The following is a 26110-nucleotide window of genomic DNA, read 5'->3' as shown; positions in this document are numbered from 1 at the left end:
ATTAAGTGAGGTTTTATGGAGTGCGAAACTTTAGCACTGATTTTCGGAAGTACTCTGCTTATCATTGGCACTTATGGAACAATCATAAGCTGGAGGTACTATGTTTCTCTTGAGCCCCCTACAGATAAGTTTGCATTGCGAGTTATGGTTGCTTTTATATTATTTGGAATCTTTGGAGGGTTTACTTCCATAGGGTCAGCGTTCTTTGAAGGGCTGTGGTGGCCGTTTATAGCACTTCTCATGATGCTTGGTTTCTTAATTTTGGCGCTTTCTTCTCTCTATTACTTAAAAGTACTGTATGAAGAATTTGGATCAAAAATTTATGAAAGAGAAGAAATAGAACTTGTCCCCGCGGGAGGTTTTATTGTTGAGAACTTGGAAGGAGTCAAAACACTTCTCAGATACCTATTTTCAAGATCAGGGAGTTTATTTGTAATCAGCAGACGCCCGCAGAATGAATGGGAAAAAGAATTTGGAATAAAGCCAGCCAAGTATCTCTGGCTGAGTAGAGTTGAGGCATGGAACTCTGTAAGTCCCAGCAATTTGCACGTAATCTTGGAGGAAGCTGTTAGATTTATGAGAACTAGAAGGAACAGTATTATTTATATTGAGGGCATTGAGTATCTGATACTCTATAATGACTTCAAGTCTGTTGCAAAATTCCTCTTCACATTAAGGGATTATGCAATTGTTGAGAAGTCCCTCCTTCTGATTTTTGTTTCTCCTGACGTATTGGAGAAGCCACATTATAGTATCTTGAAGAGAGAGTTCGAAACATTAGATCCTGAAACGTTCTTGGAGGAAGTGCTGGGAACTACGCTATTTGGAGCTGTTACAAAAGAGGACTTTGAGAGGATAACAAGTGAAAAGCCTTTAAATGAGAAAGAGGATAAGGAAGAATATGCCAGCAGTGAGAGTTCAGAAGCATGAAGCAGAGAAAGTTAAGAACCTTTTGAAAAAACTTGGCCTATATGATGGGAAAAGAAGACCCAAGCGCGAAGAGACTTTTGTTCTTTTACCTGTTATCAGTTCTCCAAAGCTCAAAGAACTTGGGTTTGAAGTTGTAGATGTAGAATTGCCATTTAGACCTGAGAGACAGATATATAAAAATCTTGAAAGTGTTCTGGCTGAAAAGCTTACAAAAGAAGAGCTTGCATATTTGAAGAGATATGACATAATAGGGGACATAGCTGTTATCCAGATTCCAAAGGAGCTTGAGCATAGACAAAAGGATATTATTAAGGCTCTTCTGATTGTTCACCCCTTCATAAAGGTGGTCGCCAAAAAAGGTTTTCATGAAGGGCAGTTCAGAGTGAGAGAATATGAGATAATTTGGGGTGAAAAGAGGCTGACTACAGTTCATAAAGAGAACAGTGTAAAAATTAAAGTTGATCTGAGCAAAGTTTTCTTCAATCCACGAATGAAAGGTGAACGATACAGATTGGCTCAACTTGTTCAAGATGGGGAGAGAATTCTTTTGATGTTTGCTGGAGTCTTGCCTTATGCACTAGTTATTGCCCGCTTTAAGAACGTTGAAATTACCGCGATAGAGCTTAACGAAGATGCAGTAAGACTTGGACTAGAAAATATTGAGCTCAATAAGGACAAACTCAAGGGGAAAATTGAGGTAATTCATGGAGATGTTTTTGAAGTTGTTCCTAAGCTTGGGACTTTTGACAGGGTGATAAGCCCAACTCCAAAAGGAGTTGACGCTCTAAATTTAGCCTTGAGCAAGGCTGAGAAGTGGGTTCACTACTACGACTTTGTTCATGAAGATAAGTTTGATGAGTTTAAGAGACGGATTGAGGAAGAATGCCAAAAGCTTGGAAAACAGTGCGAAGTGAAGATAAAGAAAATAGCAGACTATAAACCGCATGTTTACAAGGTTTGTGCCGATATTAAGCTTTTCTAAAGCTCAGTAAGATGCCATACAGAGATATGAAAAACAGTAGGGAGTGGGCTATAAAAAACGGGTCTGGAATTCTGCCCATGAATAGCTCCTGAATGATAAAATAGGTGGCTATGCCACCGATGAACCCTGCAGTGCCGAGGATTACAAAAACAACAAACTTGCTATCATAAGCTGGTGTAGAAAACAGCGTTAAAGCTCCTAGAAAAACCATCATCTGTCCCCAAGTACCTCCAGCCTCATCAAAATCCTCTGGATTCCCTCTTGTATTTATATAGGCACTATAAATAGCTACGGCTCCCAGAAGAACCTCAATGATTCCACAGATAAGGAAAATCTTTTGGAGCTTATTCATGAATTTCACCGTGAAGTAAAAATAAAAGAGGGCTCATTTCTTTAGAAAGTCAAACAGTGTTGCCTGCTTACCTTTCTTCTTAGCTTTGTCAATCTTCTCCTCCTTCTTAGGTTTTTCTTCTTTCTCCCATTCTGCCTCTTCTATTTCCTTCTCGATTTCTTCGGTTTCTTTTTCTTCCTCAGCAATGTCCTCTTTAATTTCTGTCTCTGCAGCCTCCTCAAGCTCTTCTTCAATTTCTTCCTCTTCGACTTCTTTGGGAGCCTCTTCTTCTATCTCAACCTTTATCTCAATTCCAGCTTTTTTGAGCTTTCTGTGAATTGAAAGGGTCTTGCCTTTAATTTTTGCTGCTTTTTCTTTGTCTCCAGCTAGGAACTCTATCTCTTTATCCCCTAAATCTAGGAAAACAGCTATATGAGCAGCAACATCTAAGTTGTTTTCAAAGATTGTTTTGAATATCTGCATTGTCTCGATAGCTTCAAGCTTGCTCATATGCATCTGCTTCATAATTTTCTTAATTATCGAGTCTCTAATTTCTCTCTCCTCTTTTGTGTCTCTGAGCATTCTAAGAGTCTTTGGTGGATAGAATTTTGTAAATCCTTTCTTTTTCACTCCAGCCACTGCAACTCCTGCCGTCATCATGTCTAAAGCGTACTTCCAAAGCCCATAGTTTCCAGTTCTTTTAGCCCTTCCTAAGTAAATATCTGCCCTACTTATGGCATTGTAAGCCTCAGCGATGTCCTCTGGCTTGTAATAAATATATGGGATATTTTCATCAATCCACATGAGTATCTCATCGGGAGTCATGTCTAAATTCCATGTTGCCATCTTTGCTCTCTTTGCATTGTCGCTTCCGAAAATCAGTCCAAGCGCTTGGAAGACTGTTTTTTCGACATCTCTGTAAGCAAGCACTTCTCTTGCATCTTCTACTCCACCAGCAACTACGGTCTGTAAATCATTTATTGCAGCTCTTAAATCTCCACTTGCTCTTTTTGCTATCTCAGCAACTATCTCCTTTGGCACAAAGATGCCTTCTGCCTTGATAATTCTAAATAGAGCTTGCATAATGTCTCTTTGAGTCAATCTTTTATACTCAACGACTTCAGCCTTATTTCTTATTTCAGCCGGCACTTCCCAGTACTTATTTGCTGCCATGATTATGGGATTTCTTGCTTTGTCTATGAGCTTTGCAATCTCATGGGCACCGCTCGGCTCTATGTTGTCGGCCTCATCAAGGAATATGATCTTTCTCCTCCGTCCAAATATATCCATTGTGTATGCAGCATCAAGATAGCGCCTGATTTTCTCGAAGGTCCTTTCATCGCTTGCGTTAAGCTCAATAACCTCGAATTTATACTCATTGGCTAGAGCATAAACCGTAGTGGTCTTTCCACTTCCCGGTGGGCCGGCTAAGATCAGAGCTTTTTTCTTTGGTGTTCCGTGAAACCACTGTTTAATCCACGCTTCAACTTTCTCAATAGCCTGCTTTTGATTGACTATATCCCTCAGCCTTTTTGGACGGTACTTTTCAACCCATGGTATGTCCATTGCGCTCACCTAATCATTTGCCCAGCAGAGTGAACTGGGCAAGCAGAGCCTCAAGCTGAATCATTTCATTTGCTCCCTCAACCAGTCTAAAGTTGTACTCTCCAATCTTATCGGCTAAAGCGACTTTCTTAGGCTCGCTTATTGGTAGATTAAACACTTCTTTATGCATTTGAATGAGAACATCTTCTCCACTCAAACCTTGCTTGAGAAGAATTTCTCTAAGCTTCTCTCTTGCTTTGAGGAAGTTACCCTCCAATGCCATAAGCATCATTTCCCTAACATCCTCTGGTCTTGCTCTGCTAGCAACCATGAAGACGTTCTCGTCTGTAATCTTTGTATCAAGCGCTGCAGCAGCTTGCAGAACGTTAATTGCTCTTCTTAAGTCTCCCTCAGCCACATAGAGAATTGCTTGTAGCCCTTCCTCCGTTAACTCCAGTCCCTCACTTTCTGCTATGAGTCTTAATCTCTTTGCGATATCTTCATCCTTAAGAGGTCTAAATCTGAAGATTGCACATCTTGATTGGATCGGCTCGATAATCTTGGATGAATAATTACAGCTTAAGATGAACCTAACGTTATTTGAGAACATCTCCATCATTCTTCTCAATGCTTGCTGAGCATCTTGTGTTAAAGCATCTGCCTCATCGAGGAAGATTATCTTAAAGCTTGCTCCACCAATTGGCTTTGTCCTTGCGAATTCCTTGACTTTTTCTCTAATAACGTTAATTCCACGCTCATCAGAGGCGTTCAGTTCAAGAAAGTTGTGCCTCCAGTGTTCTCCGAAGAGTTCTCTAGTTAAACACAAAGCTGCTGTTGTCTTTCCAACACCAGGAGGACCAGCAAACAAGAGATGGGGCATTGAACCGGTTTTAACATAGTGCTTTAATCTCTTAACAATGTGGTCCTGTCCAACAATATCATCTAACCTTTGCGGCCTGTACTTCTCAACCCATGGCTTTTCAAGGATTTTAACTTCTTTAACTTCTTCGCTCATAGCTATCACCCATCATCGTGAGCTAAAGGTTTATTATGCCTCGGGATATTAAAAACTTTGGGGGGTAGGATGGATCCTCTGAAGCATGCCTCAATTCCTTTGCTTGCATTTTTGGCTCTGAGCAAGAATCCCGGCTTAATTTCAATTACTATCCTCGTATTTGGGGCTATTTTTCCGGATTTTGATATTTTCTTTGGGGAGCACAGAGGTTATTTTCACTCCCTTCTGTTTTTGATTCCTCTTTTCGCTGCTTCCCTCTATGTTCGGAACATTTATCTTTGGATGTTTGCTTTTGGTGTAGCAGTGCATCTCGTCTTAGATTTCTTCTCTGGCGTTATCCCGTTTTTGTATCCGCTCAGAAAGAAGGGTTTTGGCTTAAAAGTGTCAGGAATTATAATTTTTGAACGCCTGCCAAAAATAGACATCAAGTATGAGATTCTTGTTGGATACCCTACTAAGTCTAGAGGAAGCTATGTCGGATTTTCAAACGAGAGTTTGGCAATAGCTTTAGTAGCACTCATCGTTCTACTTATTCGGCTAAACCTTTTGGCAAAGTGACAGCTATTAATTGGTGCAAAACTTTTATACCCATGAAACTCTAATTTTATTTGGTGGTTTCTATGGGAAAGCTTGACTGGATTACTGAGGAATTAAACGAACTTAAAGAAAAAGGTCTTTACGTCAAAATTAGAGTTCTTCAAAGCGCCCAGGGTCCATGGGTTGTCGTCGATGGAAAGAAAGTTTTGAACATGTGTTCAAACAACTATCTTGGCTTGGCTGCACATCCAAAGATTAAGGAGGCAGCAATTAGAGCTATTCTTGACTATGGTGTTGGTGCTGGAGCAGTAAGAACCATTGCTGGAACAATGGAGCTCCACGTTGAACTTGAAGAAAAGCTTGCAAAGTTCAAGAAGAGAGAGGCTGCAATCCTATTCCAGAGCGGTTACAATGCTAACTTAGGTGCAATAAGTGCTCTCATCACTAAGAAGGATAACGGTGTCTTTATCAGCGAGGAACTCAACCATGCGAGTATAATTGATGGCATGCGCTTGAGCGGTGCACCAAAGGTCATCTACAAGCACCTTGATATGGAGGACTTAAAGAAGAGGCTTGAGGAGACAAAGAATTACAAGAAGAAGCTCATTGTTACCGACGGTGTCTTCTCAATGGATGGTGACCTTGCACCATTACCAGAGATTGTTGAGTTAGCCGAGCAGTATGATGCAATGGTTTACGTTGACGATGCTCACGGTGAAGGTGTCCTTGGAGATCATGGTAGAGGTATTGTTGACCACTACAAGCTCCACGACAGAGTTGACTTTGAGATGGGTACTTTAAGCAAGGCATTTGGTGTCATCGGTGGTTACGTTGCCGGTCCGGAGGAAGCTATTGAATACCTAAGACAGAGAGGAAGGCCATTCTTGTTCTCATCAGCACTTAACCCACCAGACGTTGCTGCTGCCATAGCTGCCGTTGAGATCCTTCAGCACAGTGATGAGCTCGTCAAGAAGCTCTGGGACAACACTCACTTCCTCCAGAAAGGTCTGAGAGACCTCGGTTATGACCTCGGAAACACTAAGCATCCAATTACTCCAGTTATGCTCTATGATGAGAAATTAGCCCAAGAGTTCTCAAGGAGATTATATGAGGAGTACAACATCTTTGCACAAGCAATCGTTTATCCAACAGTCCCATTAGGAACCGCTCGTATTAGACTTGAGCCCTCAGCAGCTCACAGCAAGGAAGATTTGCAATATGTTATTGATGCCTTTGAGGATCTTGGAAAGAAAACCGGCTTCTTAAAGTGATCTTTTTCTGCTTTTCTCTGATTTTTTGCACTAATTTGGGTAATTATCCTCAATTCTCCTCACAAAAATTATATAACCCACAATATAGTTTTATAAACTGGAGGTGAAAAAAATGTGGATAGTTGGGACATTACTCGTACTTGCTATTGGAATCATAGCAATTATAATAGTTACATTTAGTGTCAAGTATCGATCAGTATTTATCCACCATCATCCTAGGTTGGGAAGATTCTATGATTATATCCTTCTAGGTCTTGTATTTTCTGCTGTGGCAAAGTTGGTATTCATACCCCTCGATTTAGACGATATGGGGTTGATTTCAATCTATGCTTCTCAGAGAAGCATAATAAACATGATTGGAAATTCTCTCTTTATGGTTGGAGGTGTATTATTCATTCTTGGATGGATGCATATTTTAAAAACATTGATCGCTAAATATGAACTTTGTTCCTATAGTTGAATTTGAAAGTGACGAGACTTATGAAGAGATTCCTGCTGGGATTTATCTTTGTAAAGTTGAAGAATGCTACCCTGCTTTTCTCAAATTATTGAAAGGAAGGGCTGGAGTTATAATTTCAAGGATTTCACCAGATACACTGCGCAAAAACTTCAAACTTGAAAAGACACCAGTTTTGTGGCTCACAAAAATCGAAGGAAAGAGCACGATTCATCCTCACAGGCTAGAATTTCTGCTTCATACATTGGTAAATTTCATGAAGAAAAATAAAAATCCAAAAGTGGTACTCTTCGATGGCCTTGAGTATTTGGTTTTAGAAAATGGGTTCATACCTGTTTTCAAGTTTTTAACTGCTCTAAAGGACTATGCAGTTATGAATAATACTATTATTGTAGTCCCAATTAAAGAAGAAATATTCGACACAAGAGAGCTGAGCATCCTCAAAAGAGAATTTGGAGAGCTCAAACTTTAACTTAAAACTTCACCCTCTCGATCTGGTAATATACAATGTCGTTGTCTTCATCAACAACCGCCATGATCATTTTCTTCCTCACTCCATGTGCAACTCTCACCCTTGACGTTAAATCATTTGGAAACATTTTTTGGCTCTCATTTACAACCCAAATGAGCCAATCTGAATGTTCCTCCATCCCTTTGCGATAAACTCTAAAGTGAGAGCCATATTTGAGGGCAGTTTTCACAACATATCCCCTATCTCTTAAGTCTTTATAGACTAAAAACTTCAGATCAAACTGCTCGTCTTTCTTCTTTCCTAAATCAAAAAGCTCTCTCAAGCTCAGCTCCCTATCCCCATCAAAGACTTTAATCTTCCCTTTATCCACCAAATACGCAGCCTCAATTAGGGATAAGAAAAGCTTTCCGTTGATGACCTCCCCAAAATACCGCTTGTTGTAAAACTGATTTATTGCCTTCTCTCTTTCACTGAAAACCCTTTCTCCGCTTAGATAAAAAGCAATTGGTTCCTTCAATTCCCTCCCCTCCATTCATTCACTGGTAAGACCATGTAATATGCATCTTCTCCATCTGAATAGTAGCCGATGATCCTCTTTACCTTTCTAAATCCAAGGGTTTCATAAAGCTTTATCGCCCTTTCATTGCTAACCCTAACCTCCAATCCTATGTATCTAGCTCCTTTTTCTATGAGTTTATTAATTACCGAAGTCATCAAAGCTTTACCTATGCCATTTCCCCTATAAATGGGATCAACGGCTATGCTCATCACGTGCCCTTCTAAATCCGGCTTTAGATATGCCATAACATAGCCCACAACTTTCCCATTGTACTCGGCTACTAAAAAAGTGTCCGGATTGTTCTCTAAGAAGATCATGAAAAGTCCTCTCGGATACTGTTCTCTGAATGATTGGTGCTCTATCCTAACTATCTCTGGTAAATCAAAAAGCTTTGCAGGCCTGATGGCAACTAAACTTAGAGGAATTCTTTTCATTTGTGACAGGTCTCTTGAGGAGGCGTTCATATTTTAATTTACTCTTTGATGGCTTTTAACATTTTGGGAGCAAGATTTAAAAGAGCCAGCTGGGAAGTATGCTCAGTGATGAGTGCCCTTGATTCTGATGACAAGATGATGAACGGATTCCTGGCTGATTTCTCCTTTTGTTTATTGACAAAGATTTATATTCACATCGAGAGTAATTATGAGAAGGTGGTAACATGAAAATAACAGAAGAGGTCGTTGGTATAGTCAGAGGTGAGGCAACTGTCACAAATTATACATTCTCTGCTCAGCCAGACGCTGAATTACGATTTGGAGAATTTGTTGTTGCTCAAAATAGGGAGGGTGAGTGGGTTATTGGCAATATTAGAAAGCTTGAAAATATAAACTGGCTTCTCAGCGGAGGAAAAAGCACCTATCATGCTCTTCAGCTGGATTTAGAACAATATGGAGATAGTATTGAAGCTAATGAAGAACTTATAGCTACTGTAAGAATTCTTGGTAAAATCAAAATTAACGGGAAAAAAGTTGAAGTTTTGCCAAATAGAGTTCCTATTCCCAATGGTAGGAAGGTGTATCGTCTAAGCGATGAAGTTCTCAAGGCAATATACAATCCCGGAGTTGGATACATAGAGATTGGAAATCTTCTTTTGAGAGAAAGTGTTCCAATTTATCTAAATGCTGATGAACTCGTTTCAAGGCATTTTGCAGTTTTAGCTGTTACAGGTGCTGGCAAATCAAATACTGTGGCTGTGATGATTAGTCAGATTGTTGAAAAGCTTAGAGGCACAGTTGTTGTTCTCGATCCTCATGGAGATTACATTAAGCTAAAGCTTCCAAATACTGGAAAAGAGTATGTCAAGATAATTGAAGCTAAAATAAGACCAGAGGAGATGGACAGTGAGGAATTAGCTGATTTAATTGAGGTTGCAAAGAATGCAACAATTCAGAGAGAATTCTTGGCCAAAGCTTGGGAAACCGTTAAGCATGACTATCCAAACCTAGGTGGCAGAGAGATTATCGAAAAGCTTATGGAAACAATAAGCGATTGGATAAGGCATAAGGAAGCAAGATACTGGGATGGAGCAAAGCAGAGTTATCTTACTGAGGAACTCAAGTCAGAGAGAGTTGATACTTTGAGAGGAGTTGTCCTGAGAATCAGAAGATTCTTAAGAAACTATGGAGCACTATTGACGAGTGAGGATTTAATTTCCCAGATTGAGCCGGGTAAAGCTAATGTCATCGATTTGGGTCCTTTAGATGAGGGGCAGATGAAAGTTGTCGTTGGTAAGCTTCTGCATGCTATATTTGAGGCGAGAGTGGATTATGAAAAAGCAAGGAAGAAGCTTGAACGTATAAAAGAAGAACTGAGAGAAAGCAGAGTTGCCAGAACTTCAAAGCTAGAAGAAGAAATGAGAGAGCTTGAGAAAACTATGAGGGATATTGAAGCTAAGAGCAAAGCTCTCGCTGAACCAATCCTTCTGATTGTGGAAGAGGCTCACATCTTTGCTCCACAAGGAGAGCACAATGACGCTGTGAGAATTTTAAGCAGGATTGCAAGGGAAGGTAGAAAATTTGGAGTTGGTTTGGGAATAGTGTCTCAAAGACCAAATAAGCTCAATGAAGATGTCTTGAGTCAAACAAACACGAAGATAATTTTAAGGATTGTGAATCCAAAAGACCAAGATTATGTTCTCAAAGCGAGTGAGCAACTGAGCTCTGATTTGCTCTCAGATATTGCCTCTCTCGGTAAAGGTGAGGCTGTAATAGTTGGTCAAGCAATTGCTCTGCCCGCTTTGGTCAAAATACACAACTTCAAATCTAAAGGCGGAGATTACGGTGGTGAAGATATAGGAGTTGTCTCAAGATGGCTCAAGAGGGCTGAAGAAGAAGAAAAGGAGAGGGAAATTCAGCAAATTTATGAGGATGAGGGGATAGAGTATGACCTTTAAATTTGCTCACATTGCTGACGTCCATCTTGGATTTGAGCAGTACCGCTTGCCCTATAGAGCTGAAGAGTTTAGAGAAGCCTTTGAAATGGCGATAAAAAAAGCAATTGAGGAGAAAGTTGATTTTATCTTGATAGCTGGAGATTTATTCCACAGGAGTAATCCAAGCCCTCAGACTATTAAAGATGCTATTGATATTTTGTCAATTCCAAAAGAAGCCAACATTCCAGTTTTTGCCATTGAGGGAAATCACGATAGAACCCAGAAAAAAATCTCTGCCTATCATCTTCTTGAGTCTTTGGGGTTGATTTATCTCCTTGGATTCAGCGAGGAAAAAAAGGAGAATAAATATCAAACTACGGAGAAAGTCAACGGAAAATTAATTGTCAAGGGAATTTTTGAGAAAGGGAATAAGAGCATTGAGATTTACGGAATGAAGTTCATGAGTGCCGCATGGTTTGAGAGAAATAAGCTCAGCGATTATTTCAAACCAAGTGGAGATGCCATATTGATGCTCCATCAAGGAATAAGGGAGATGATGGACAAGCTTTATCTTGAAACCCAGAGAGATTACTTTGAGATAAGCCTTGAAGACTTGCCAGATGGATTTCTCTATTACGCAATGGGTCATATACACAAGAGGTGGCAGACTAGTAAAGGTTTTGGCATCGTAGCTTACCCAGGTTCATTGCAGAGGTGGGACTTTGGGGATTATGAGATAAGATATAGATGGGATGGAAATAAGTTCTTACCTCAAGCTGGAGAGGACAAGGGCTTTTTGATAGTTGAAGACTTTAAGCCTCAGTTTATTAAATTAGACGTCAGACCTTTCTATGATATTAGGATAAAGGCAAATGAGAGTGTTGCAAGAAGGGAGCTGAAAAGGTTAGTGGCAAAGATACCGAGTGAGGCATTCTTAAGAGTTCATATTGAATGGGAAAAGCCTTTTGACGTTTCTTTCCTTCATGATGTTTTCAAGGTTAAATATCTTTACATAAGGACAAAGTTCGGTAAAGTTTCTCTCTTGAAGGCAAAAGGGACAACTGCAAGCGAGTTTTTTACACCTATAGAACTTAAGGTAATTGAGAGAGTTGGAGAGAAGGACTTTGAGGAGTTCGATGAAATAATAAGGCTAATTTTAGAAGGCATTGATGAGTCTATTAGTACTGGTGAGAAAGTCGTTGAGAAGGAAAAGACAGAAGAAAAGCTCCAAAAGACAGAGCCACAAGTGGAAAGAGAGGTAAAGGTGCAAAAAACCGAGAAAAAAGTGAAAAGCATCCCCCCGAAGAAGAAATCTGACATTTTGGCTTGGTTGAGGGGGTGAGAATATGAGAATTGAAAAAATCATTGTGAGAGACTTTCGCTCTCATGAATTTACTAAAGTAACTTTTACGTCTGGAATAAATCTGATAATAGGTCAGAATGGGTCTGGAAAAAGCTCTCTGCTTGATGCAATTCTCATCGGCTTATACTGGCCTACAAAACCTAAAGACCTCAAAAAAGATAGCTTCTTCCGTGTTAATGGAAAAAGCACAGAGATAACGATATTCTTCGAAAAAGATGGAGTGAAATATCAAGTTCACCGCAACATAACGAGGGGTATTGCCTTTGCTAAGTACTACGACGGCACTTGGCACTATGTAACCGAGGCTAATCAAAAAGCTGTGAGAGACTGGATGGAAAAACTTATTCCTTATGACATTTTTGTCAATGCAATTTACATAAGACAGGGGGAGATTGATGCAATACTCGAGAGTGATGAAAGTAGAGAAAAAGTTGTGAGGAAAGTATTGGGGCTTGATAAATACGAAAACGCATATAAAAATCTCCTTGAGGTCAGAAAAGTAATAGACTCCAAAATTAAAGGAATTGAAGAATACTTGAACGCAATGAAGAACATAGATGATATGATTAGAGAGGCTGAGAAAGAACTAAGTGGTGCTATTAATCAGATAAATGAGCTTTCTCCTCAAATTCCAAAACTTAGAAGGGAAGTTGAGGAGCTTGAGAAAAAATTAGACGAGCTTGACAAGCTTGCTGAAGAGCTTGAGAAGTTAAAAGAAAGCAAGTCTGGGATTGAGAAATCTCTTGAAGGAACAAACGCAAAGATAAATTCCCTTACTACTTCCATAGCTGAGAGGGAGTCAAAGGTTAAAGAACTTGAAGAAAAAGCCAAAGAGCTTGAGAAAATTAAGCCCGAAGCAGAAAGATACAAAGAGCTTGAAGAATTTTATAGAGAGTACAGCGATGTGAAAGCCAAGGCAGAAAGAGAGATTAAAGGTTATGAGGGTCAGATAGCTCAGATTGAGGAAAGACTTAAGGAGCTGGAGAGAAAGGCAGAGGAACTTGAGGAATTACAAGAGAAAATATCCGAAATTGACGAACAGCTTGGAGAACTGGAGGAATATGCCAAGCAGTATGATGAAGCCTTAAGAATTAAAAAGACGATTGAATCCCTCAGAAAAAGGCTTAGCTTAAGTGAAGATGAACTCAAAAAGCTCAAAGCTGAAATTGAAAACGCCAAGCAAAGAAAAGAGGAAATTCTTAGGGAGATCGAAGAAATTGGAGAGAAAAAGGGAGAGTTAAAAAATGCCACAAGTGAGAAGAACAAGGCTATTTTGGAGCTTAGGAAAGCTAGGGGCAAATGTCCAGTTTGTGGAGCTGAACTAACAGACGAGCATAGGGAAGATTTAATCAAAAAATACACTCTGGAAATTGAGAGCTATGCAAAAGAAATGGAGCAGCTTATGAGGAGAGAAAAGGAACTTAGGGCTGAGCTTGTAAACATTGAGAAGATACTAAAAAAGGAGAAGGATGTTATAACTAACGAGGAGATTCTCAATCAAATACGAGAAAATGAGAAGAGAATCTCTGAATTTGACCTCAAGGAACTTGAGGAGAAAGTTAAGAAGTATGAAAACCTCTCTGCTGAGAAGAACAAGCTTGAGGGAAGATTAAGGAGCATTCAAGATGAACTGAAGAAAAAAACTGCCTTGGAGAAGAAGAAAACCTATTTGGAGAGAAAGATTTCGGAAATCAAAGCCAATCTATATGAATATGAAGCTAAACTTAAAAATCTCGGATTTGAGAACATCGACACTCTAAAAGCTGAGATTGAGAGGTTGAAACCAATTTATGAAAAATATCTAAAGCTCTTGAACTCGGAGAAAGAACTCAAAGCTGAGAAAGAACGTCTTCAAAGGGACAAGAACGAATTAGATATCCTTAAAGAGAAAAAAGCTGAGCTGGAAAAAGCTCTTTCTGAGATAAAGGAAAGGTTAGAGAGACTTGAGAAGGATTACAGCAAAGATGAACATGAAAGAGTTAGAAAAGAGTACATTGAAAAGAGAGGGGCACTTATAAAGGCAGAAACTGAGCTCGAAAATCTTGAAAAGAGGAAAGAAGAGCTGATTAAAAACTTAGAGAACTTAAGGAATGAGAAGGAAAACGTCAAAATCAAGAGAAAAGAGCTTGAAGACTTAAAGAAAGCCCGTGAGAGAGTTCAAGAGCTGAGAGAAAAAGTTAGAATGTTCAAGAATATTCTCAAGGAAGATGCTTTGGCAAAAGTTGGAGAATATGCAAGTGAAATCTTTGAGGAGCTGACAGAGGAGAAGTATTCAGGGATAACTGTAAGGGCTAAGGAGAACAAGGTTGTTCTTGGCGTTATTTACGATGGAAAGGAAAGGGATTTATCATTCTTAAGTGGTGGTGAAAGGATAGCACTTGGATTGGCATTTAGACTGGCTTTGTCCTTGTATCTGGCTGGGGAAATTCCTCTACTTATAATGGACGAGCCAACGCCTTATCTTGATGACGAGAGGAGAAGAAGGCTCATTGATATAATGGAACGCTACCTTAGGAGAATTCCGCAGGTAATCATAGTTTCTCACGATGAGGAGCTGAAGGACGCTGCAGACAGGGTCATTAGGGTTAGACTTGAGAATGGGGTCTCGAAAGTGGAAGAGGTCGAGGTGAGCTGAATGTATCGCCTAATTTCGAAGGATCAAGCGGATAAAATTCTCAACATGCTCACTAATGAGCTTAGAGAGGCCGAGAATGTTTTAAGTGGAAAAATTGAGTGGAAACCTCTGCCAGAAAAGAAAGAGAGCAAAGTTTATGCCGTTGATGGTAGTCAAGGAAAGGCAAGGCTAAGCGGAACGATAATCTATACTGTGGCATCCTTTGCCTTTGGTAATGGCAAAAGCGCACGTTTGGTTTATACTAATGCTATGATTTACAATCATGGAATCTCTGACCAGATAATTAGGTTGCAGATGGAAACCCTTGAGAACAAGCTTGGTGCTTTAGTTGGGACTAAAGAGCACATGATTTTAATGGATGGAACACTTACAGGTTCTTTAACAAGACCTCCGGTTTATCCGGAGAGTGTAAGAGGTATAACTACCGTGATGAATGCTTTAGGCGAGAAAAGCTTAGAACAGCTTATTGATGATTTTATCCATAAACTTAATGACCACTATGAAGAGCTTGAAAGGAAGCTCGCAGAAAAGAGAGAAATCCGAGAGTCCGTGATATTGGCAGATGAAGTGGTGGACGAATACTCAGAGTTTTATAAAGCCATGGAGGGATACACATACAGGGATGCGCCTCTCCCGAGTAATCTTAGAAAATTGAAAGTTTCATTAATCACGCTTCAAGAGGCTGCCGAAAGGGGAGAGACCATTGAGGATGTTATAAACCGCTATCTCTCCGAATATGGGGAAGAAAAGACATTGACTCTTGAAGATGCCAAGAACACCATCCACGTTGTTTTGGGATATCTTGAATATCTCCACTCTCTCGAAAAGCTTCTCCAGAGGGAACTTATATACATAGCAAAGAGCTTTTACAACAGAAAAATTACTTCAAAGCTCGGCATCAGTGCTGTTGATGTTCCATTCCTTGATGCTTATCTGCTCAAGGTTTATGGAGAAGAACTTCCAGGTTATTACGTAATTTACGACCCAGAGAAAGCCGAGGAGAAAAAGAAGATAGCCCATCGTCTGCCGAGGGTTTTGAGAAGATATTTCCCAACTGTTCAGGAGTTCATAGAAAAAGGAGTCCCATCAGCTTACATCAGGACAATGAAAGGTGGAGTTATATATCTGCTTCAATCTAACCGCACAATCGACGATGAACTCATAGGAAAGCTTCTCTGGCATGAGAGTAGTGGGTATATAAGACCTCTTCAGAGGGCGCATGAAGGAGTAAAGATTGAGCAGAAGACTTTTAAGGCAGAGCTTGAGGCTCTCATGAACTACTTAAAGAGGAAAAACAAAGAGTTGAGAGTTTTCATAAAATATGGAAGGTCGCCTTTAGAGTGATGAATTATGGAGCGGATTAAGCGTATTGCTTTTTTATCTGCTGGAATTATTCTACTAGCAACGGGGCTAGCTTGGGTTATTACTAGGGACGTTAATACTACCTTGGTTATACTAACGCTAGCTTCAACCTTGGCAACTGTTATAATGGCAGTTACTATCTACGAATTAGACATTGCAATTCGAGAGTTGAACTTTGAGGCAATTTCAGCGGTCTATGAGCTTATGGACGAAAAGGTCAAAAAAAGACTTGAGAGATATTTCACAGTGGAGATTAAACGGTTTATCCGTTGAAGATTTCTTGAAGGATAAAGAGAAAGTGCAGAAAGTTAGAAATGCGAGCAAAACATTAAATAGAGTTGGATATTTTGTCTATAGAAACTTCGTTGGGGAATGGTTTGTCCAAGAACAATTTGGTGGATTAATTTTGGAGTCTTTCCTTGCTATGAAGCCCTACTTGGAAGCGCTTCGTATTCAAAGTGAATGTGCAGAAAAAGGAGACGAAGAATGTGTTAAACAGCCGTGGTTTATGAGAAGGTTCTACTTGTTGATTGTTGTTATTAGCTACAAATACATGGCAGAAGAATTTGAACAACAATGTAGGGAACTCTTTAAAAAATATGGATATGACTTCGCTCTCCCGGTTCCTGAGAGTTGGTTGGCTCGTGATGTCAAAAATTGGCTCAAAAAGAGAGGATATCTTTAAAATCTACTTCTCAATCCCCCTCCTCACCTTCACAGCTAACCCTTGCTGGAATATCTTAAGCTCTTTTCCACTGAGCAGAGTCTGTCCAGTGGCTAAAAGCTCATCGTTTTTGTTGACAACCAAGACCTCATCATATGGTCTTATGTTCTCATCCGCATCAATCACGAACTTTGCAAAGACATTCTTTCCCTTCCTCGCGAAAGGTTCTGCATCATCATTGACAACGACTCTCATCCTTGGATAGGGCAGAATCTTGTGAAGTCTTTTTGCTCCTTCAATTCCAAGTGTCAATAGTCCATCTTCAGCTCTAAATGTTGCCAAATGCTTGCCCTTAGCTTTTATCTGTCTTGGCATTCCTGTCTTCCTTGACAGCTCAACAAATGCATCTTTGAAAGCTTCACTAGCTCCTTCGCCAAATTGGTATTCTGCCACAGCTTGGATGTAGAGCCTTGCCTCGTTTTTCTTTGGCTTCTCAATTGTGAATTCCTCTTCTCCTTCACTCTGGGCAAAAGGATAGCTCAAGCTCAAATACTTTGGAATATCACCAAAGATTGGATGGTTTGTAGTTTCAGGGAACTTCTGCTTAACTCTTTCAGCCCTTTGCTTAGCTCTCCAGACTATGGGTGTTCCCATTATTTCTTCGCTCACTTTAAAGAAAGCCGAGCTTTTTGTTATTGGCTCATTTTCTTCAAGGTAATCTTTGTACTCAAGCAGCCTCTTGTATGCAGAGAAAAGCTTTGGATGAGACCTTGAGCGCTCATCAACTAACCTCCAAAGTTCTCCTTCCTTTATTGCCTGCTTTACTCTGTTCAGCTCCTCTCTAATCACCCAGAGATTGTGAAGTGCAAGCAGCTTGGCTCTTTCCTCTTTTGGCATTTCTTTAAGCTCTTGGGGTGTATAACGAGAGCAGACAGGGCAAGAGCATGGGAAGTATTCGAGCTCACCCAAATGCTTAGTTCCTTCTGGAGTTAAGTAGCGGTCATCTTTTGCATATAGGGCATAGCTTGCTGAATCAAACAAGTCAATTCCCATAGCAACAGCTAATGCAAATATCATCGGATGTCCAGCGCCGAAGAGATGAACGGGTCTGTCAGGTCTTAAGCCGAGCTTTGAAGCGATAACAACGTCAACTAAGTCCTTGTAACGGTAGGACTCCATCAAAGGAACGACTGCTCCGATTGGGTGAATCTCAAAGTTCATCTCGCTGAGTTTTTTCGCGGCGTAAGTCCTTAAGTCGAGATATGTTGAGCCTTGAACTGTTGCATTCATCGGAATCTGCTTTATCTCTTCAGCTTCCTTAGCTCTCTCTAAGGTTATCCTTAAGTCTTCTTCAGCTTTTTCCCTTGGAGCATCTGGGATCGTTGGAATATCAAGAAAAGTTCCAATATCTACGCCGATTTTATGCTGGAACTCAATGATCTCTCTGTTCGTGACTTCAACTCCTCCATAGCGCATGAGCTGGAATGAGCCGGAATCAACTTCAATTATGCCGTCATAGTCCAAAAGCTTGTGAATTCCCATTTCAAGAGCTTTTTGCCTTAACTCTTCATCCTTGTAAATGATGTATGAGTTCGTGATTATTATGTTGAATCCCATCTCTTTCAGCTCTTTTGGGGTTACTATGAGCTGTTTTGGATTGACTACAGGCATTATAGCCGGAGTTTCAATCTTCTTTCCATTAACTTCGAGCTTTCCAATCCTGCCAGCAGCATCTCTCGCTTTTATCTCAAACTTGAACATTTCTCAACACCAAAAGGAAATAGAAAAGAGGGTTTAAAAGGTATTCCAAAGCCCCCTCTTAGGAGTCCTTTCTCTCAGAGCTTTAGCAGTTAGGATTGCCCCTCCAATCATTTCGAGTATTCCGCTTGCTAGGATGAAATATCCAAGCTCCTCCATCAGAGTTCCCTCAATAGCCGCTCGACCCTTTGGGTTTAAAAAGTTAACGGTAAAACACTAAAAATCTTGATGAATAGCAAAGTTAATAAACAAGAAACTAAAGGTGCTAAAACCCAACCTTTTACAATATTAAACGTCAGCTTTTTGTTGATTTTTTGTCCCTTTAATAGCCCCAATCCGATAATCCCTCCAATAATTGCCTGCCCAGAACTCACGGGAAGTCCTATTATGTTTGCTGAGGTTACGGCTAGGGCGGAACCAAACTGGGCGGAAAATCCTGCTAAAGGGCCGAGTTGGGTCAGATTTTTGCCAATAGTCATTAGTACCTCATAGCTGAAAGTGAGAGCTCCAAAAAATAATGCCAACGCGAGAATTAGCTTTAATGTGTTGCCTTCAATATTGGTTGAGTATGTTAAAAGACCAATTACGTTTGAGAGCTCGTTTGCTCCGAGATTAAAAGAGGCATAGGCGGAACTCAAAATTATCATCCATCTGTAGAGAACCTCAATCTCATAAATTTTTGAGATATGGTTAATGATTCTTCCATATATGGCGAAGACCAAAATGGATAGTATAGCTGCTGCTATTGGGGAAACTACCCATGCTAGAGCTATTTTTAAAACGATACTCCAATTCACGTAAGTCTTTTGGTAAACTCCAATTCCGACGATTGCTCCTATGATTGACTGGGTAGTTGAGATGGGTAAACCTCTGAGTGAAGCAAAAGTCACGGCTAAAGCCGAGGCTAAAAGTGCAAAGGGAATATAGCTTTTATCAAAGTTCGGCACAATATTGCTACCTACTGTATGGGCAACATTTGAGCTGCCGAAGAATGCTCCTAGGAGCGAGAATACTCCAATTAAGAAGATTGCTCTCTTAAAGCTAAGGATCTCCGAACCTACAGCTATCCCAACAGCTTTTGCACTGTCGTTAGCTCCTATGCTCCATGCCATGAAAAGTCCTGCTGCAATTATTGCCCAATCCATGCTATCACCTCTATATTCTATGATGTGCTATATAGACTATATAGGCAGATTGATGCATTTTTAAATTTTTTGGTGGCAATAAAGCTAATAAGACTATAGCGCTTTTGATTTTAAAATGTACAAATAACCATAGATATGTAGCGCCAAGTAGAAGAGCGCCCAAAACCATAAAAATGCAGGAAATAGAAGGGCATTTATTATGCTTCCCCCTTCTATCAATGTTGGAACCATCATTGTTATAATTTCAAAACTTAGAAATGCCCCAAGCAAAAGCCAATTTCCATAAACTATTAGCAGGATTGGGACGATTACGTCAAGAAAAGCTATGAAATCACCTAAAATCAGAAAGAACCCCTCCTTCAAAAATCCTCCACCTAGGTGCATCAAGTCACCCAAAAACCACCTTTTTCTTTGATTCCAGAGCGTTTTTAATGAGGTTGGCATCTTTGTGTATGCCTTGGCTTTTGAAGCGTAAACTACTCTGCCGAGCTTTTTAATCTCCTTCGTAGTTGCATAGTCTTCAACTCTGCTCTCGACGAAGCCTCCTATCTTCTCCAGAGCTTCCTTTCTAAAGGCGCTTATTGGACCCGGAGCTACGCTTAAGTCCTCAAGCTCCTTGGCTCTCCTAAACATAGCTATTCTCAGATGTTCAACATCTTGAGCCCTCTCTAAAAAGGAACTGGCTAAAACTCTAACCTGTCCGCCGACACCTAAAACGCTTTCATCATAGAAGCGCTTCACCAATTCTTTAACTGCAGAATTATGTAATAATGTGTCTGCGTCTGTTGTTACTATTATTTCTCCCTGGGCTTTAGACAATCCAAAATTTAAAGCTCTGGCTTTTCCTTCGTGTGGCTTTCTAAAAACTTTTAAGCGCTCGTCCTTTATGGAGCTTGCAACTTCAAATGTTTTATCTTCGCTTCCATCGTCAACTACAATAACTTCAAAATTTGGGTAATCTTGAGAAATGGCAGATTTCACTGAATCCTTAATGTTTTTTTCTTCATTGTATGCTGGAATGATTATGCTCACAAATGGCGCCCACTCTTTAATTCTGTAATTCCTCAATAAGCTAATTATGTAATTAAGGAAAAAATAGAGATCCCAAAATATTATAATCAGCAAGGCAGTCTCAAGTAGCATGATATTCACTATACTCAAAGATTTTTAACTTTTAATTTAGAGTATCTGTTGGTGATAGTAATGATAATCGCGAAACCTTGTGTAACCATGAAAGGAATTGTGGTTCAGCTTTATTCTTGGGAGAGGGAGATAAAACTAGACTTAGCTAGAGTTTCAAGATGTCTTAAAGAGAAGGGAATTGAAATAAAGAAGCTTATTCCAAACATTCTCCTAATAGCTGTCATGAACGGATTTGAAACAAGTATTTATCCTGGAGGAAAAGTGATAATCAAAGAACTGACAGATACGAAAAAAGGAGAAGAGATTGCCAAGATCATTTACGACTGTGCTGAAGGATAAAGTGGAAGAGTCTCTTTAATTCTCTTGATAAGCCTCTCCTTCTTTTCTGAATCCTCGAGAGCTATTTCAAGCACTTGATCAATTGTCTCAACTGGGATTATTTCTATTTTTGCAGCTTTATCTGGACTTAAAAAGACATCTTTCTCGTTTGCCTTTGGAATTATAACCTGCTTTATTCCCGCTTCAATTGCTGCCTCAATTTTTGGAGTTACGCCGCCAACTGGCAGCACTTCTCCTCTAACGCTCAAAGACCCCGTCATTGCCACGCTCTGTTTAACAGGAACTTCCTCCAGAGCTGATATGACTGCTGTTGCAACGCTTATGCTTGCAGAGTCACCTTCAACACCTTCGTAGGTTTGTAGGAACTGGACGTGAATGTCGTAGTTGCTTATATCCTCACCTTTGTAGCGCTTGATGATAGCAGAGACGTTTTGAACAGCTTCCTTTGCAATTTCACCGAGCTTGCCAGTAACTATTATTTTGCCCTCCTCTCTGCTTGCTGCGGGGGCAACAACGGCTTCAATTGGCAGCACAATGCCACTCTGTTCTCCAATTACAGCTAAGCCGTTCACTCTACCAATCTCGCCGCCTTCCACTTTGATGACTTGATACTCCTTCTTCCTCTCAATATACCAATCGGCAAGTTGCTTCTCTAGAGGTCTCGCAAGCTGGAGGGCTTTAAGTACATGCTCCCTTGTTACATACTTTGCTCCTTCTCTGACTGCAATGTCTCCAGCTGCTCTAACCACACCACCTAAGTCTCTAAGCCTTAATGTCAAATGTCCTTTTCTTCCAGCTCTCTTTTGGGCTTCTCTAACAATCTCTTCAACGGCATCTCTGGTAAAGTGTGGAATCTTCCCATCCTTTTTCACTTCTTGTGCAACGAACTGGACTAGTTTCTTTCTATTTTCTAAAGTGTCGGGCATTGTTGTTCTCATGTATATCTCATAACCATAACCTCTGATTCTTGACCTTAATGCCGGATGCATTTTATCAACTGTGTCAAGATTTCCTGCAGCTACCAATACAAAATCACATGGCACTGGCTCAGTTCTAACCATTGCACCGCTTGAAAGCTCACTTTGGCCAGTTATTGGGAACTTCTTCTCTTGCATCGCTGTTAAAAGGCTTTGCTGCATCTTCAAGCTAAGTGTGGCAATTTCGTCAATGAATAAAACACCCTTATGAGCACGATGTATCATTCCTGGCTCCACCCTCTCATGAGCGGGTGTTCCTAATCCACCGCTCTGGAAGGGGTCGTGTCTGACGTCTCCAAGCAATGCACCAGCGTGAGCTCCGGTAGCATCAACGAATGGAGCTTTTTTCTTTCCGCAGTTGTCAACCAAGAGTTTTGGAACAAGGACTTGATTCTTGAGCCTAAGGTTGGAGATTGCCATTATTGAAATTATCACTACAAAGAGACCCATTAAAAGCGTTTGAGGGCTGGGGTCCATTAAGACTGCTATCATGACCACAAACAGCACAAAGAGAAGGAGATACGACTTAATGCTCTCTTGGCTTTTTGCTTTTTCTCTGTATTTCTCGACTATTTTCTTACCTTGACATGCTGGGACTGTCTTTATGCGCGGCATGTTCTCATCTTCAGGATTTGGGAATACCAGAATGTCTTCTAGCTCCTCTGTTGGCAAAAGCTCGGCCATTGCTTGACCGAGCATTGACTTTCCAGTTCCTGGCTCGCCTATTAGAAGAACATGTCTCTTCTGTCTCGCTGCAGTTTTTATTACCTCTACTGCATGCTCCTGGCCAATAACTTGGTCAATAAGTTTATCCGGAACTTTAATCTCTTCAGTAGTCTGAAACTCAATTCCTAAATCTAATCTTTCTCCATAATTTTGAGAAGTTTGGATTTTAACTTCTTTTCTCTCTTCCTCACTCATTCTTAAGACCCCTCTCCTCGCTCTCATGAATGGTTAGATTGTGACAATCTTATAAACTTTATTTTATGTGTAAGAAAAGCTAAAATAGAGGTAGCTGTAAAGAAGATAGAGGTGGTGGAAATGAAGATTGAAGACCACGTAATGTTTACGGCTAAACATAAAAATTGGGAAATTGGGGATAAGCTTCTCGTTATGGAAGATGAGAATATTGCCCATTTTTTGGCAAGTGTTTCAAATACCGTGAATATGAAGATTTCCGAATATTTAACCGATGTAATGGATGTGGCCGCAGTAATGAACTTAGCTGAGGAAATGGCTGAAGGAGATTTATGGGAAGTTATAAAAGCATTAAAATCACCTAAAGCCTCAAGAAATCTTGGAAAGCTGGTATTTGAAACTGATAAAAAGCTCAAAAAGCATTTAGTAGAGGTTTCAAAAGCATTGTTGGTTAGAGAGACGCTTTCAAGGAAAATTAACATTTATTATCCCGAAGGATCAATGAAAGAGCTCAAAATAGTGCTGCCATACAAAGAGGATCACATAAACTTCACGGCTAAACATGGAAGCTGGATAGTTGTGAAAAGATTAATAATCGATGAGAAAACCCCTCTAGCTGATGTTGCAAGGCTTTTAGCTAGCATAAACGAGACTATAACTGCAAAGCTGCCGATATATGCTAAAATAGATTTAAAAGGCATTGATGGATGGTTTGCTGAAATCAAAAAGGCAAAAAGTGATGTTGAAATAAAGACAGTGGTTGATAAATATCTCCACTTTCCAGCACACAACTATGCCCCCGGCGAATTCGTTGAGCATGCAAAAATTTACGCTTTGAGAAAGATGCTTGAAAAGATAGGGTTGGGCATAGATATCCCTGCAAAGCCTCTTGAAAAATACTTAGAAAAGAAAGGCTAAAAACAACAGAGGAATGATGAAGCCGAGGACACCTGAGCGAAAGCGATGAAGATTCTTCGCTTCGCTGACTCCTCTCTTTTCTTTACTTAAGTGCTAAAAATTTTATTGAGGTGAGAGGAGATGAAGAAGAGTGTAATATTTACTGAAAACGCTCCCAAACCAATAGGGCCATACAGCCAAGCCATTCTTGTGGAGAACCCAGATAAACTCCTAGTAATTTCAGGTCAGATACCAATTAATCCAGAGACTGGTGAAGTTGTAAAAGGAGACATAAGAGAGCAAGCGAGGCAAAGCAATTGAAAATCTCATAGCAATACTCGAGGCAGCGGGAGCAACGGTTGATGATGTAATTAAAGTTACGGTGTACCTAAAGAATATAAAGGACTTTGAAGAGTTCAACAAAGTCTATGAGGAATACTTTGGGCACTCAAAGCCAGCAAGAGCAGTTGTTGAAGTATCAGACCTTCCAAAAGGTGTAAAAATAGAAATTGAAGCAATTGCTGCATTTGAGTAGAGTAGAAACTCTTATATTCCTTTTTGATTATTTCTTTTTGTGGTTAAAATGGAGCTGAGCCCTGGTGTGTTAGTGTTACTATTTCTCGAGGATTTTGCAAGGGAAACAAATTCTATTAGGCGGGGAGTGAAATATTTTGAGTGGCAGAAAAGATATGATGCCTATGATGTTGCTTATTCTATAGTAGGAGCAACGTTAGCCGAGCTTGTAAAAGATGGATACATTCAATTAGAGCTTAAAAAAGGACTACTGGGGAGAAAAGTTCTCCTAACTAGGATGAAATCAATTCCTAAAAAATATGGAGTGATTGTAGAAGGTATGAATAGTATGGAGGCGTATAAAAAAGTTCCTTTGAGATCAGCGTTGTTTTTATCATTTCCAGTATCGAGGTTTCCTGCAGCATTTTTAGGCACTTATATACTAAGAAAGGAACTTAAGGGACAAGATGCTTTGGAGCTTAAAGAAAATCCAGAGATAGTTAGAAAAAAAGAAGAGCTAAAAGCTGTCTTTGAGAGTTTTAAGATGCAAAATGAAGAGCTTTGGAAAGGAATTATAAAGGAAGTTGATAAAGCCTGTGATCTAGTTAGAGGAAAAGAGGGAATTACATTGTATACTCCACTTGACATGCTGAGGGAGAAGAATGAAAGTAAAAATTAGAAGAGAGCTTTTTGAGTACCTCCTCCAGCTTGCAAAGGATTTTTATCCAAATGAATTTGGAGGTTTTTTAAGGGAAATAAACGGAGTATTTGAAGAGGTTTTAATTATACCAAAAGGACATTTTGGGAAACGTTCAATATTCTTCGATCCTTGGCTTCTTCCACATGACGAGAACATTAAAGGGACTGTGCATTCACATCCCGCTCCCTATGTGAAGCCTTCAGAGGCCGATTTGCATTTCTTTTCAAAATTTGGTGGAATTCATATAATAATTGCTTATCCCTTTGAAAAATGGAACGTAAGAGCGTACACAAGTGATGGAAAAGAGGTAGAAATAGAGATTGTGGATTAATCACTTATTCTCTTGTTTAACTGGATATGGCATGAATTCGACAGTTCCTCTTTGCTTCATTGGCTGTGGATAGAGTTGCATTAGCTCATATACCTCTTCTGGGACATCAGTGCTTACATGCAGACCAAGTTTTTTGGCTTCTTCAACAGTTATTGGATAGTCATGAGTCCATCTGCCCTCTGTGAGGATTTGGGCAAGCTCTCTAGCCTTTTCTTCTCCATATCTGTCTTTAAGTAGCTCATAGACGAAGTTTCTAACTTGATTGATTGCTTTTTCTGCAACATCAGCTAAAATTAGGGTTTGGTCATCAACTTTTTCTGGCCCTTTCTTCTGAACGGCTCTAACTATGCTTGGAGCTGGGTATTGCCCAAGCTGTGGATCAACAGGCCCGAGAACTGCATGTGGATCCATGATTATCTTATCTGCTGCTAGAGCTATCAATGTTCCACCACTCATTGCGTAATGAGGGATAATAACTCTTGTTTCTGCTGGGTGGTCTTTCAACGCCTTTGCTATCTGAGTTGCCGCTAAAACTAGTCCTCCAGGTGTGTGAATAATCAAGTCAATTGGCTTATCTTTTGGAGCCATTCTTATAGCTCTCAAGATTTCCTCACTGTCCTCAATGCTGATAAACTTGTAGAAGGGTATTCCAAAAAGACCAATGCTTTCTTGTCTATGGATCAGTGTTATTACTGTGGAATTCCTTTTCCTAGATAATCTCTGAAGAAGTCTTGCTCTCATCAGCTGGAGCTGTCTGTATTGCATTTGTGGCCACAGTAGCAAGTATAGGAAAAACAACCACCATATCAGCGAACCTAAAAATCCACTTAGGGGATCCAAATTATCACCTCCAAATATTTTTGTGTTTTGATATTTTTAGCCTTTCACTACTAAA

General features: G+C 40.0%; 27 protein-coding genes and 1 pseudogene. 17 read left to right on the top strand and 11 right to left on the bottom strand.

What is annotated here, in order from left to right:
* Positions 1-15 precede the first annotated feature (15 nt).
* A complete protein-coding gene (locus tag E3E24_RS04520; RefSeq protein WP_167915696.1) occupies positions 16-930 on the top strand; it encodes a DUF835 domain-containing protein in 915 nt (304 codons plus the stop codon).
* Complete coding sequence (locus E3E24_RS04515; protein ID WP_167885840.1) at positions 902-1912, top strand: class I SAM-dependent methyltransferase family protein; 1011 nt, start codon at positions 902-904, stop codon at positions 1910-1912. The genes E3E24_RS04520 and E3E24_RS04515 overlap by 29 nt, the downstream gene beginning before the upstream one ends.
* Here the strand turns inward: E3E24_RS04515 and E3E24_RS04510 are convergent.
* From E3E24_RS04510 to E3E24_RS04500, 3 genes are read right to left on the bottom strand one after another with little or no spacing between them, the layout of a single operon-like run.
* Positions 1899-2264 carry a hypothetical protein gene (locus tag E3E24_RS04510; RefSeq protein WP_167885839.1) on the bottom strand — a complete coding sequence of 122 codons (366 nt, stop codon included), beginning with the start codon at positions 2262-2264 and terminating at the stop codon, positions 1899-1901. The two genes, E3E24_RS04515 and E3E24_RS04510, sit on opposite strands and share 14 nt — an antisense overlap.
* A gap of 33 nt (positions 2265-2297) precedes the next feature.
* On the bottom strand, positions 2298-3809 hold the full coding sequence (locus E3E24_RS04505; RefSeq protein WP_167885838.1) for a replication factor C large subunit: 1512 nt from the start codon (positions 3807-3809) through the stop codon (positions 2298-2300).
* Between the two features lie 13 nt (positions 3810-3822).
* Positions 3823-4803 (bottom strand): replication factor C small subunit, encoded by a 981-nt coding sequence (locus E3E24_RS04500; RefSeq protein WP_167885837.1) that lies wholly within the window; start codon positions 4801-4803, stop codon positions 3823-3825.
* A 69-nt stretch (positions 4804-4872) separates the two neighbouring features.
* Between E3E24_RS04500 and E3E24_RS04495 the strand changes: the two genes are divergently transcribed.
* The 4 genes from E3E24_RS04495 (at position 4873) to E3E24_RS04480 (ending at position 7540) form a co-directional block, all read left to right on the top strand.
* Positions 4873-5361, top strand: a complete 489-nt coding sequence (locus tag E3E24_RS04495) for a metal-dependent hydrolase (protein WP_167885836.1) — start codon at positions 4873-4875, stop codon at positions 5359-5361.
* A 62-nt stretch (positions 5362-5423) separates the two neighbouring features.
* On the top strand, positions 5424-6611 hold the full coding sequence (locus tag E3E24_RS04490; protein WP_167886048.1) for a glycine C-acetyltransferase: 1188 nt from the start codon (positions 5424-5426) through the stop codon (positions 6609-6611).
* A 112-nt stretch (positions 6612-6723) separates the two neighbouring features.
* Complete coding sequence (locus E3E24_RS04485; RefSeq protein ID WP_167885835.1) at positions 6724-7071, top strand: hypothetical protein; 348 nt, start codon at positions 6724-6726, stop codon at positions 7069-7071.
* Positions 7049-7540: a DUF835 domain-containing protein gene (locus E3E24_RS04480; protein ID WP_167885834.1), complete on the top strand. Its 492-nt coding sequence runs from the start codon at positions 7049-7051 to the stop codon at positions 7538-7540. Before E3E24_RS04485 ends, E3E24_RS04480 begins: the two co-directional genes overlap by 23 nt.
* A 1-nt stretch (position 7541) precedes the next feature.
* On the opposite strand, the gene endA is transcribed toward E3E24_RS04480, so the two are convergent.
* Complete coding sequence (gene endA / locus E3E24_RS04475) at positions 7542-8057, bottom strand: tRNA-intron lyase (protein WP_167885833.1); 516 nt, start codon at positions 8055-8057, stop codon at positions 7542-7544.
* Positions 8054-8563: a ribosomal protein S18-alanine N-acetyltransferase gene (gene rimI, locus E3E24_RS04470; RefSeq protein WP_167885832.1), complete on the bottom strand. Its 510-nt coding sequence runs from the start codon at positions 8561-8563 to the stop codon at positions 8054-8056. The genes endA and rimI overlap by 4 nt, the downstream gene beginning before the upstream one ends.
* Before the next feature lie 194 nt (positions 8564-8757).
* Between rimI and herA the strand changes: the two genes are divergently transcribed.
* Genes herA through E3E24_RS12805 form a run of 6 tightly spaced genes read left to right on the top strand, consistent with a single transcriptional unit; the run spans position 8758 to position 16515 of the window.
* On the top strand, positions 8758-10491 hold the full coding sequence (herA, locus tag E3E24_RS04465; RefSeq protein ID WP_167885831.1) for a DNA double-strand break repair helicase HerA: 1734 nt from the start codon (positions 8758-8760) through the stop codon (positions 10489-10491).
* Complete coding sequence (mre11, locus tag E3E24_RS04460; RefSeq protein ID WP_167885830.1) at positions 10481-11812, top strand: DNA double-strand break repair protein Mre11; 1332 nt, start codon at positions 10481-10483, stop codon at positions 11810-11812. The genes herA and mre11 overlap by 11 nt, the downstream gene beginning before the upstream one ends.
* Before the next feature lie 4 nt (positions 11813-11816).
* On the top strand, positions 11817-14468 hold the full coding sequence (gene rad50 / locus E3E24_RS04455; protein WP_167885829.1) for a DNA double-strand break repair ATPase Rad50: 2652 nt from the start codon (positions 11817-11819) through the stop codon (positions 14466-14468).
* The gene (gene nurA / locus E3E24_RS04450) at positions 14469-15812 is read left to right on the top strand and encodes a DNA double-strand break repair nuclease NurA (RefSeq protein ID WP_167915695.1); all 1344 of its coding nucleotides are present in this window, start codon (positions 14469-14471) and stop codon (positions 15810-15812) included.
* Positions 15813-15818: 6 nt separating this feature from the next.
* Positions 15819-16103 (top strand): hypothetical protein, encoded by a 285-nt coding sequence (locus tag E3E24_RS12810; protein ID WP_240912155.1) that lies wholly within the window; start codon positions 15819-15821, stop codon positions 16101-16103.
* A 7-nt stretch (positions 16104-16110) separates the two neighbouring features.
* Positions 16111-16515, top strand: coding sequence for a hypothetical protein (locus tag E3E24_RS12805; RefSeq protein ID WP_240912154.1), 405 nt, complete (start codon positions 16111-16113; stop codon positions 16513-16515).
* A 3-nt stretch (positions 16516-16518) separates the two neighbouring features.
* Here the strand turns inward: E3E24_RS12805 and tgtA are convergent, their stop codons facing one another.
* The 4 genes from tgtA to E3E24_RS04430 all read right to left on the bottom strand — a co-directional run bounded on the left by tgtA (position 16519) and on the right by E3E24_RS04430 (position 20540).
* Positions 16519-18255 carry a tRNA guanosine(15) transglycosylase TgtA gene (gene tgtA / locus E3E24_RS04440; protein ID WP_167885827.1) on the bottom strand — a complete coding sequence of 579 codons (1737 nt, stop codon included), beginning with the start codon at positions 18253-18255 and terminating at the stop codon, positions 16519-16521.
* 33 nt (positions 18256-18288) lie between these two features.
* Positions 18289-18411 carry a hypothetical protein gene (locus E3E24_RS12960; protein WP_255454051.1) on the bottom strand — a complete coding sequence of 41 codons (123 nt, stop codon included), beginning with the start codon at positions 18409-18411 and terminating at the stop codon, positions 18289-18291.
* Positions 18412-18446: 35 nt separating this feature from the next.
* Complete coding sequence (locus tag E3E24_RS04435; RefSeq protein WP_167885826.1) at positions 18447-19397, bottom strand: inorganic phosphate transporter; 951 nt, start codon at positions 19395-19397, stop codon at positions 18447-18449.
* Positions 19398-19490: 93 nt separating this feature from the next.
* Positions 19491-20540, bottom strand: coding sequence for a glycosyltransferase family 2 protein (locus E3E24_RS04430; protein ID WP_167885825.1), 1050 nt, complete (start codon positions 20538-20540; stop codon positions 19491-19493).
* 60 nt (positions 20541-20600) lie between these two features.
* Between E3E24_RS04430 and E3E24_RS04425 the strand changes: the two genes are divergently transcribed.
* Positions 20601-20879, top strand: a complete 279-nt coding sequence (locus E3E24_RS04425; protein ID WP_167886047.1) for a hypothetical protein — start codon at positions 20601-20603, stop codon at positions 20877-20879.
* Here E3E24_RS04425 and lonB read toward each other — a convergent pair.
* Positions 20858-22777 carry an ATP-dependent protease LonB gene (gene lonB, locus E3E24_RS04420; protein ID WP_167886046.1) on the bottom strand — a complete coding sequence of 640 codons (1920 nt, stop codon included), beginning with the start codon at positions 22775-22777 and terminating at the stop codon, positions 20858-20860. The genes E3E24_RS04425 and lonB overlap by 22 nt on opposite strands.
* Positions 22778-22897: 120 nt before the next feature.
* Here lonB and E3E24_RS04415 point away from each other — a divergent pair, with 120 nt between their 5' ends.
* From E3E24_RS04415 to E3E24_RS04400, 4 genes and pseudogenes are all read left to right on the top strand, one after another.
* Entirely contained in the window at positions 22898-23692 is a 795-nt protein-coding gene (locus E3E24_RS04415) for a DUF2666 family protein (protein WP_206204949.1), read from the top strand.
* A 120-nt stretch (positions 23693-23812) separates the two neighbouring features.
* Positions 23813-24206: pseudogene (locus E3E24_RS04410) on the top strand (RidA family protein).
* A gap of 48 nt (positions 24207-24254) precedes the next feature.
* Positions 24255-24863 (top strand): hypothetical protein, encoded by a 609-nt coding sequence (locus tag E3E24_RS04405; protein WP_167886045.1) that lies wholly within the window; start codon positions 24255-24257, stop codon positions 24861-24863.
* On the top strand, positions 24847-25215 hold the full coding sequence (locus E3E24_RS04400) for a Mov34/MPN/PAD-1 family protein (RefSeq protein WP_167885822.1): 369 nt from the start codon (positions 24847-24849) through the stop codon (positions 25213-25215). Before E3E24_RS04405 ends, E3E24_RS04400 begins: the two co-directional genes overlap by 17 nt.
* Here the strand turns inward: E3E24_RS04400 and E3E24_RS04395 are convergent, their stop codons facing one another.
* Positions 25216-26055 carry an ATP-dependent Clp protease proteolytic subunit gene (locus tag E3E24_RS04395; RefSeq protein ID WP_167885821.1) on the bottom strand — a complete coding sequence of 280 codons (840 nt, stop codon included), beginning with the start codon at positions 26053-26055 and terminating at the stop codon, positions 25216-25218.
* Between the last annotated feature and the right edge of the window lie 55 nt (positions 26056-26110).

It is taken from the genome of Thermococcus sp. LS2, assembly GCF_012027375.1.
Lineage (GTDB): Archaea > Methanobacteriota_B > Thermococci > Thermococcales > Thermococcaceae > Thermococcus_B.
The sequence above is the reverse complement of the archived record's forward strand: the minus strand, read 5'-3'. Positions and strand labels throughout refer to the sequence as shown.

What these genes read in the sequence shown, in the direction of transcription:
- E3E24_RS04490 (WP_167886048.1), top strand. Translation starts at nt 5,424, where the DNA reads ATGGGAAAGCTTGACTGGATTACTGAGGAATTAAACGAACTTAAAGAA.
- E3E24_RS04485 (WP_167885835.1), top strand. Translation starts at nt 6,724, where the DNA reads ATGTGGATAGTTGGGACATTACTCGTACTTGCTATTGGAATCATAGCA.
- E3E24_RS04500 (WP_167885837.1), bottom strand. Translation starts at nt 4,803, where the DNA reads ATGAGCGAAGAAGTTAAAGAAGTTAAAATCCTTGAAAAGCCATGGGTT.
- E3E24_RS12810 (WP_240912155.1), top strand. Translation starts at nt 15,819, where the DNA reads ATGGAGCGGATTAAGCGTATTGCTTTTTTATCTGCTGGAATTATTCTA.
- E3E24_RS04495 (WP_167885836.1), top strand. Translation starts at nt 4,873, where the DNA reads ATGGATCCTCTGAAGCATGCCTCAATTCCTTTGCTTGCATTTTTGGCT.
- E3E24_RS04520 (WP_167915696.1), top strand. Translation starts at nt 16, where the DNA reads ATGGAGTGCGAAACTTTAGCACTGATTTTCGGAAGTACTCTGCTTATC.
- mre11 (WP_167885830.1), top strand. Translation starts at nt 10,481, where the DNA reads ATGACCTTTAAATTTGCTCACATTGCTGACGTCCATCTTGGATTTGAG.
- E3E24_RS04405 (WP_167886045.1), top strand. Translation starts at nt 24,255, where the DNA reads ATGGAGCTGAGCCCTGGTGTGTTAGTGTTACTATTTCTCGAGGATTTT.
- E3E24_RS04510 (WP_167885839.1), bottom strand. Translation starts at nt 2,264, where the DNA reads ATGAATAAGCTCCAAAAGATTTTCCTTATCTGTGGAATCATTGAGGTT.
- tgtA (WP_167885827.1), bottom strand. Translation starts at nt 18,255, where the DNA reads ATGTTCAAGTTTGAGATAAAAGCGAGAGATGCTGCTGGCAGGATTGGA.
- E3E24_RS04425 (WP_167886047.1), top strand. Translation starts at nt 20,601, where the DNA reads ATGATAATCGCGAAACCTTGTGTAACCATGAAAGGAATTGTGGTTCAG.
- lonB (WP_167886046.1), bottom strand. Translation starts at nt 22,777, where the DNA reads ATGAGTGAGGAAGAGAGAAAAGAAGTTAAAATCCAAACTTCTCAAAAT.
- rimI (WP_167885832.1), bottom strand. Translation starts at nt 8,563, where the DNA reads ATGAACGCCTCCTCAAGAGACCTGTCACAAATGAAAAGAATTCCTCTA.
- E3E24_RS04505 (WP_167885838.1), bottom strand. Translation starts at nt 3,809, where the DNA reads ATGGACATACCATGGGTTGAAAAGTACCGTCCAAAAAGGCTGAGGGAT.
- E3E24_RS04435 (WP_167885826.1), bottom strand. Translation starts at nt 19,397, where the DNA reads ATGGATTGGGCAATAATTGCAGCAGGACTTTTCATGGCATGGAGCATA.
- E3E24_RS04415 (WP_206204949.1), top strand. Translation starts at nt 22,898, where the DNA reads ATGAAGATTGAAGACCACGTAATGTTTACGGCTAAACATAAAAATTGG.
- E3E24_RS04430 (WP_167885825.1), bottom strand. Translation starts at nt 20,540, where the DNA reads ATGCTACTTGAGACTGCCTTGCTGATTATAATATTTTGGGATCTCTAT.
- herA (WP_167885831.1), top strand. Translation starts at nt 8,758, where the DNA reads ATGAAAATAACAGAAGAGGTCGTTGGTATAGTCAGAGGTGAGGCAACT.
- E3E24_RS04480 (WP_167885834.1), top strand. Translation starts at nt 7,049, where the DNA reads ATGAACTTTGTTCCTATAGTTGAATTTGAAAGTGACGAGACTTATGAA.
- E3E24_RS04515 (WP_167885840.1), top strand. Translation starts at nt 902, where the DNA reads ATGCCAGCAGTGAGAGTTCAGAAGCATGAAGCAGAGAAAGTTAAGAAC.
- rad50 (WP_167885829.1), top strand. Translation starts at nt 11,817, where the DNA reads ATGAGAATTGAAAAAATCATTGTGAGAGACTTTCGCTCTCATGAATTT.
- nurA (WP_167915695.1), top strand. Translation starts at nt 14,469, where the DNA reads ATGTATCGCCTAATTTCGAAGGATCAAGCGGATAAAATTCTCAACATG.
- E3E24_RS04400 (WP_167885822.1), top strand. Translation starts at nt 24,847, where the DNA reads ATGAAAGTAAAAATTAGAAGAGAGCTTTTTGAGTACCTCCTCCAGCTT.
- E3E24_RS12960 (WP_255454051.1), bottom strand. Translation starts at nt 18,411, where the DNA reads ATGGAGGAGCTTGGATATTTCATCCTAGCAAGCGGAATACTCGAAATG.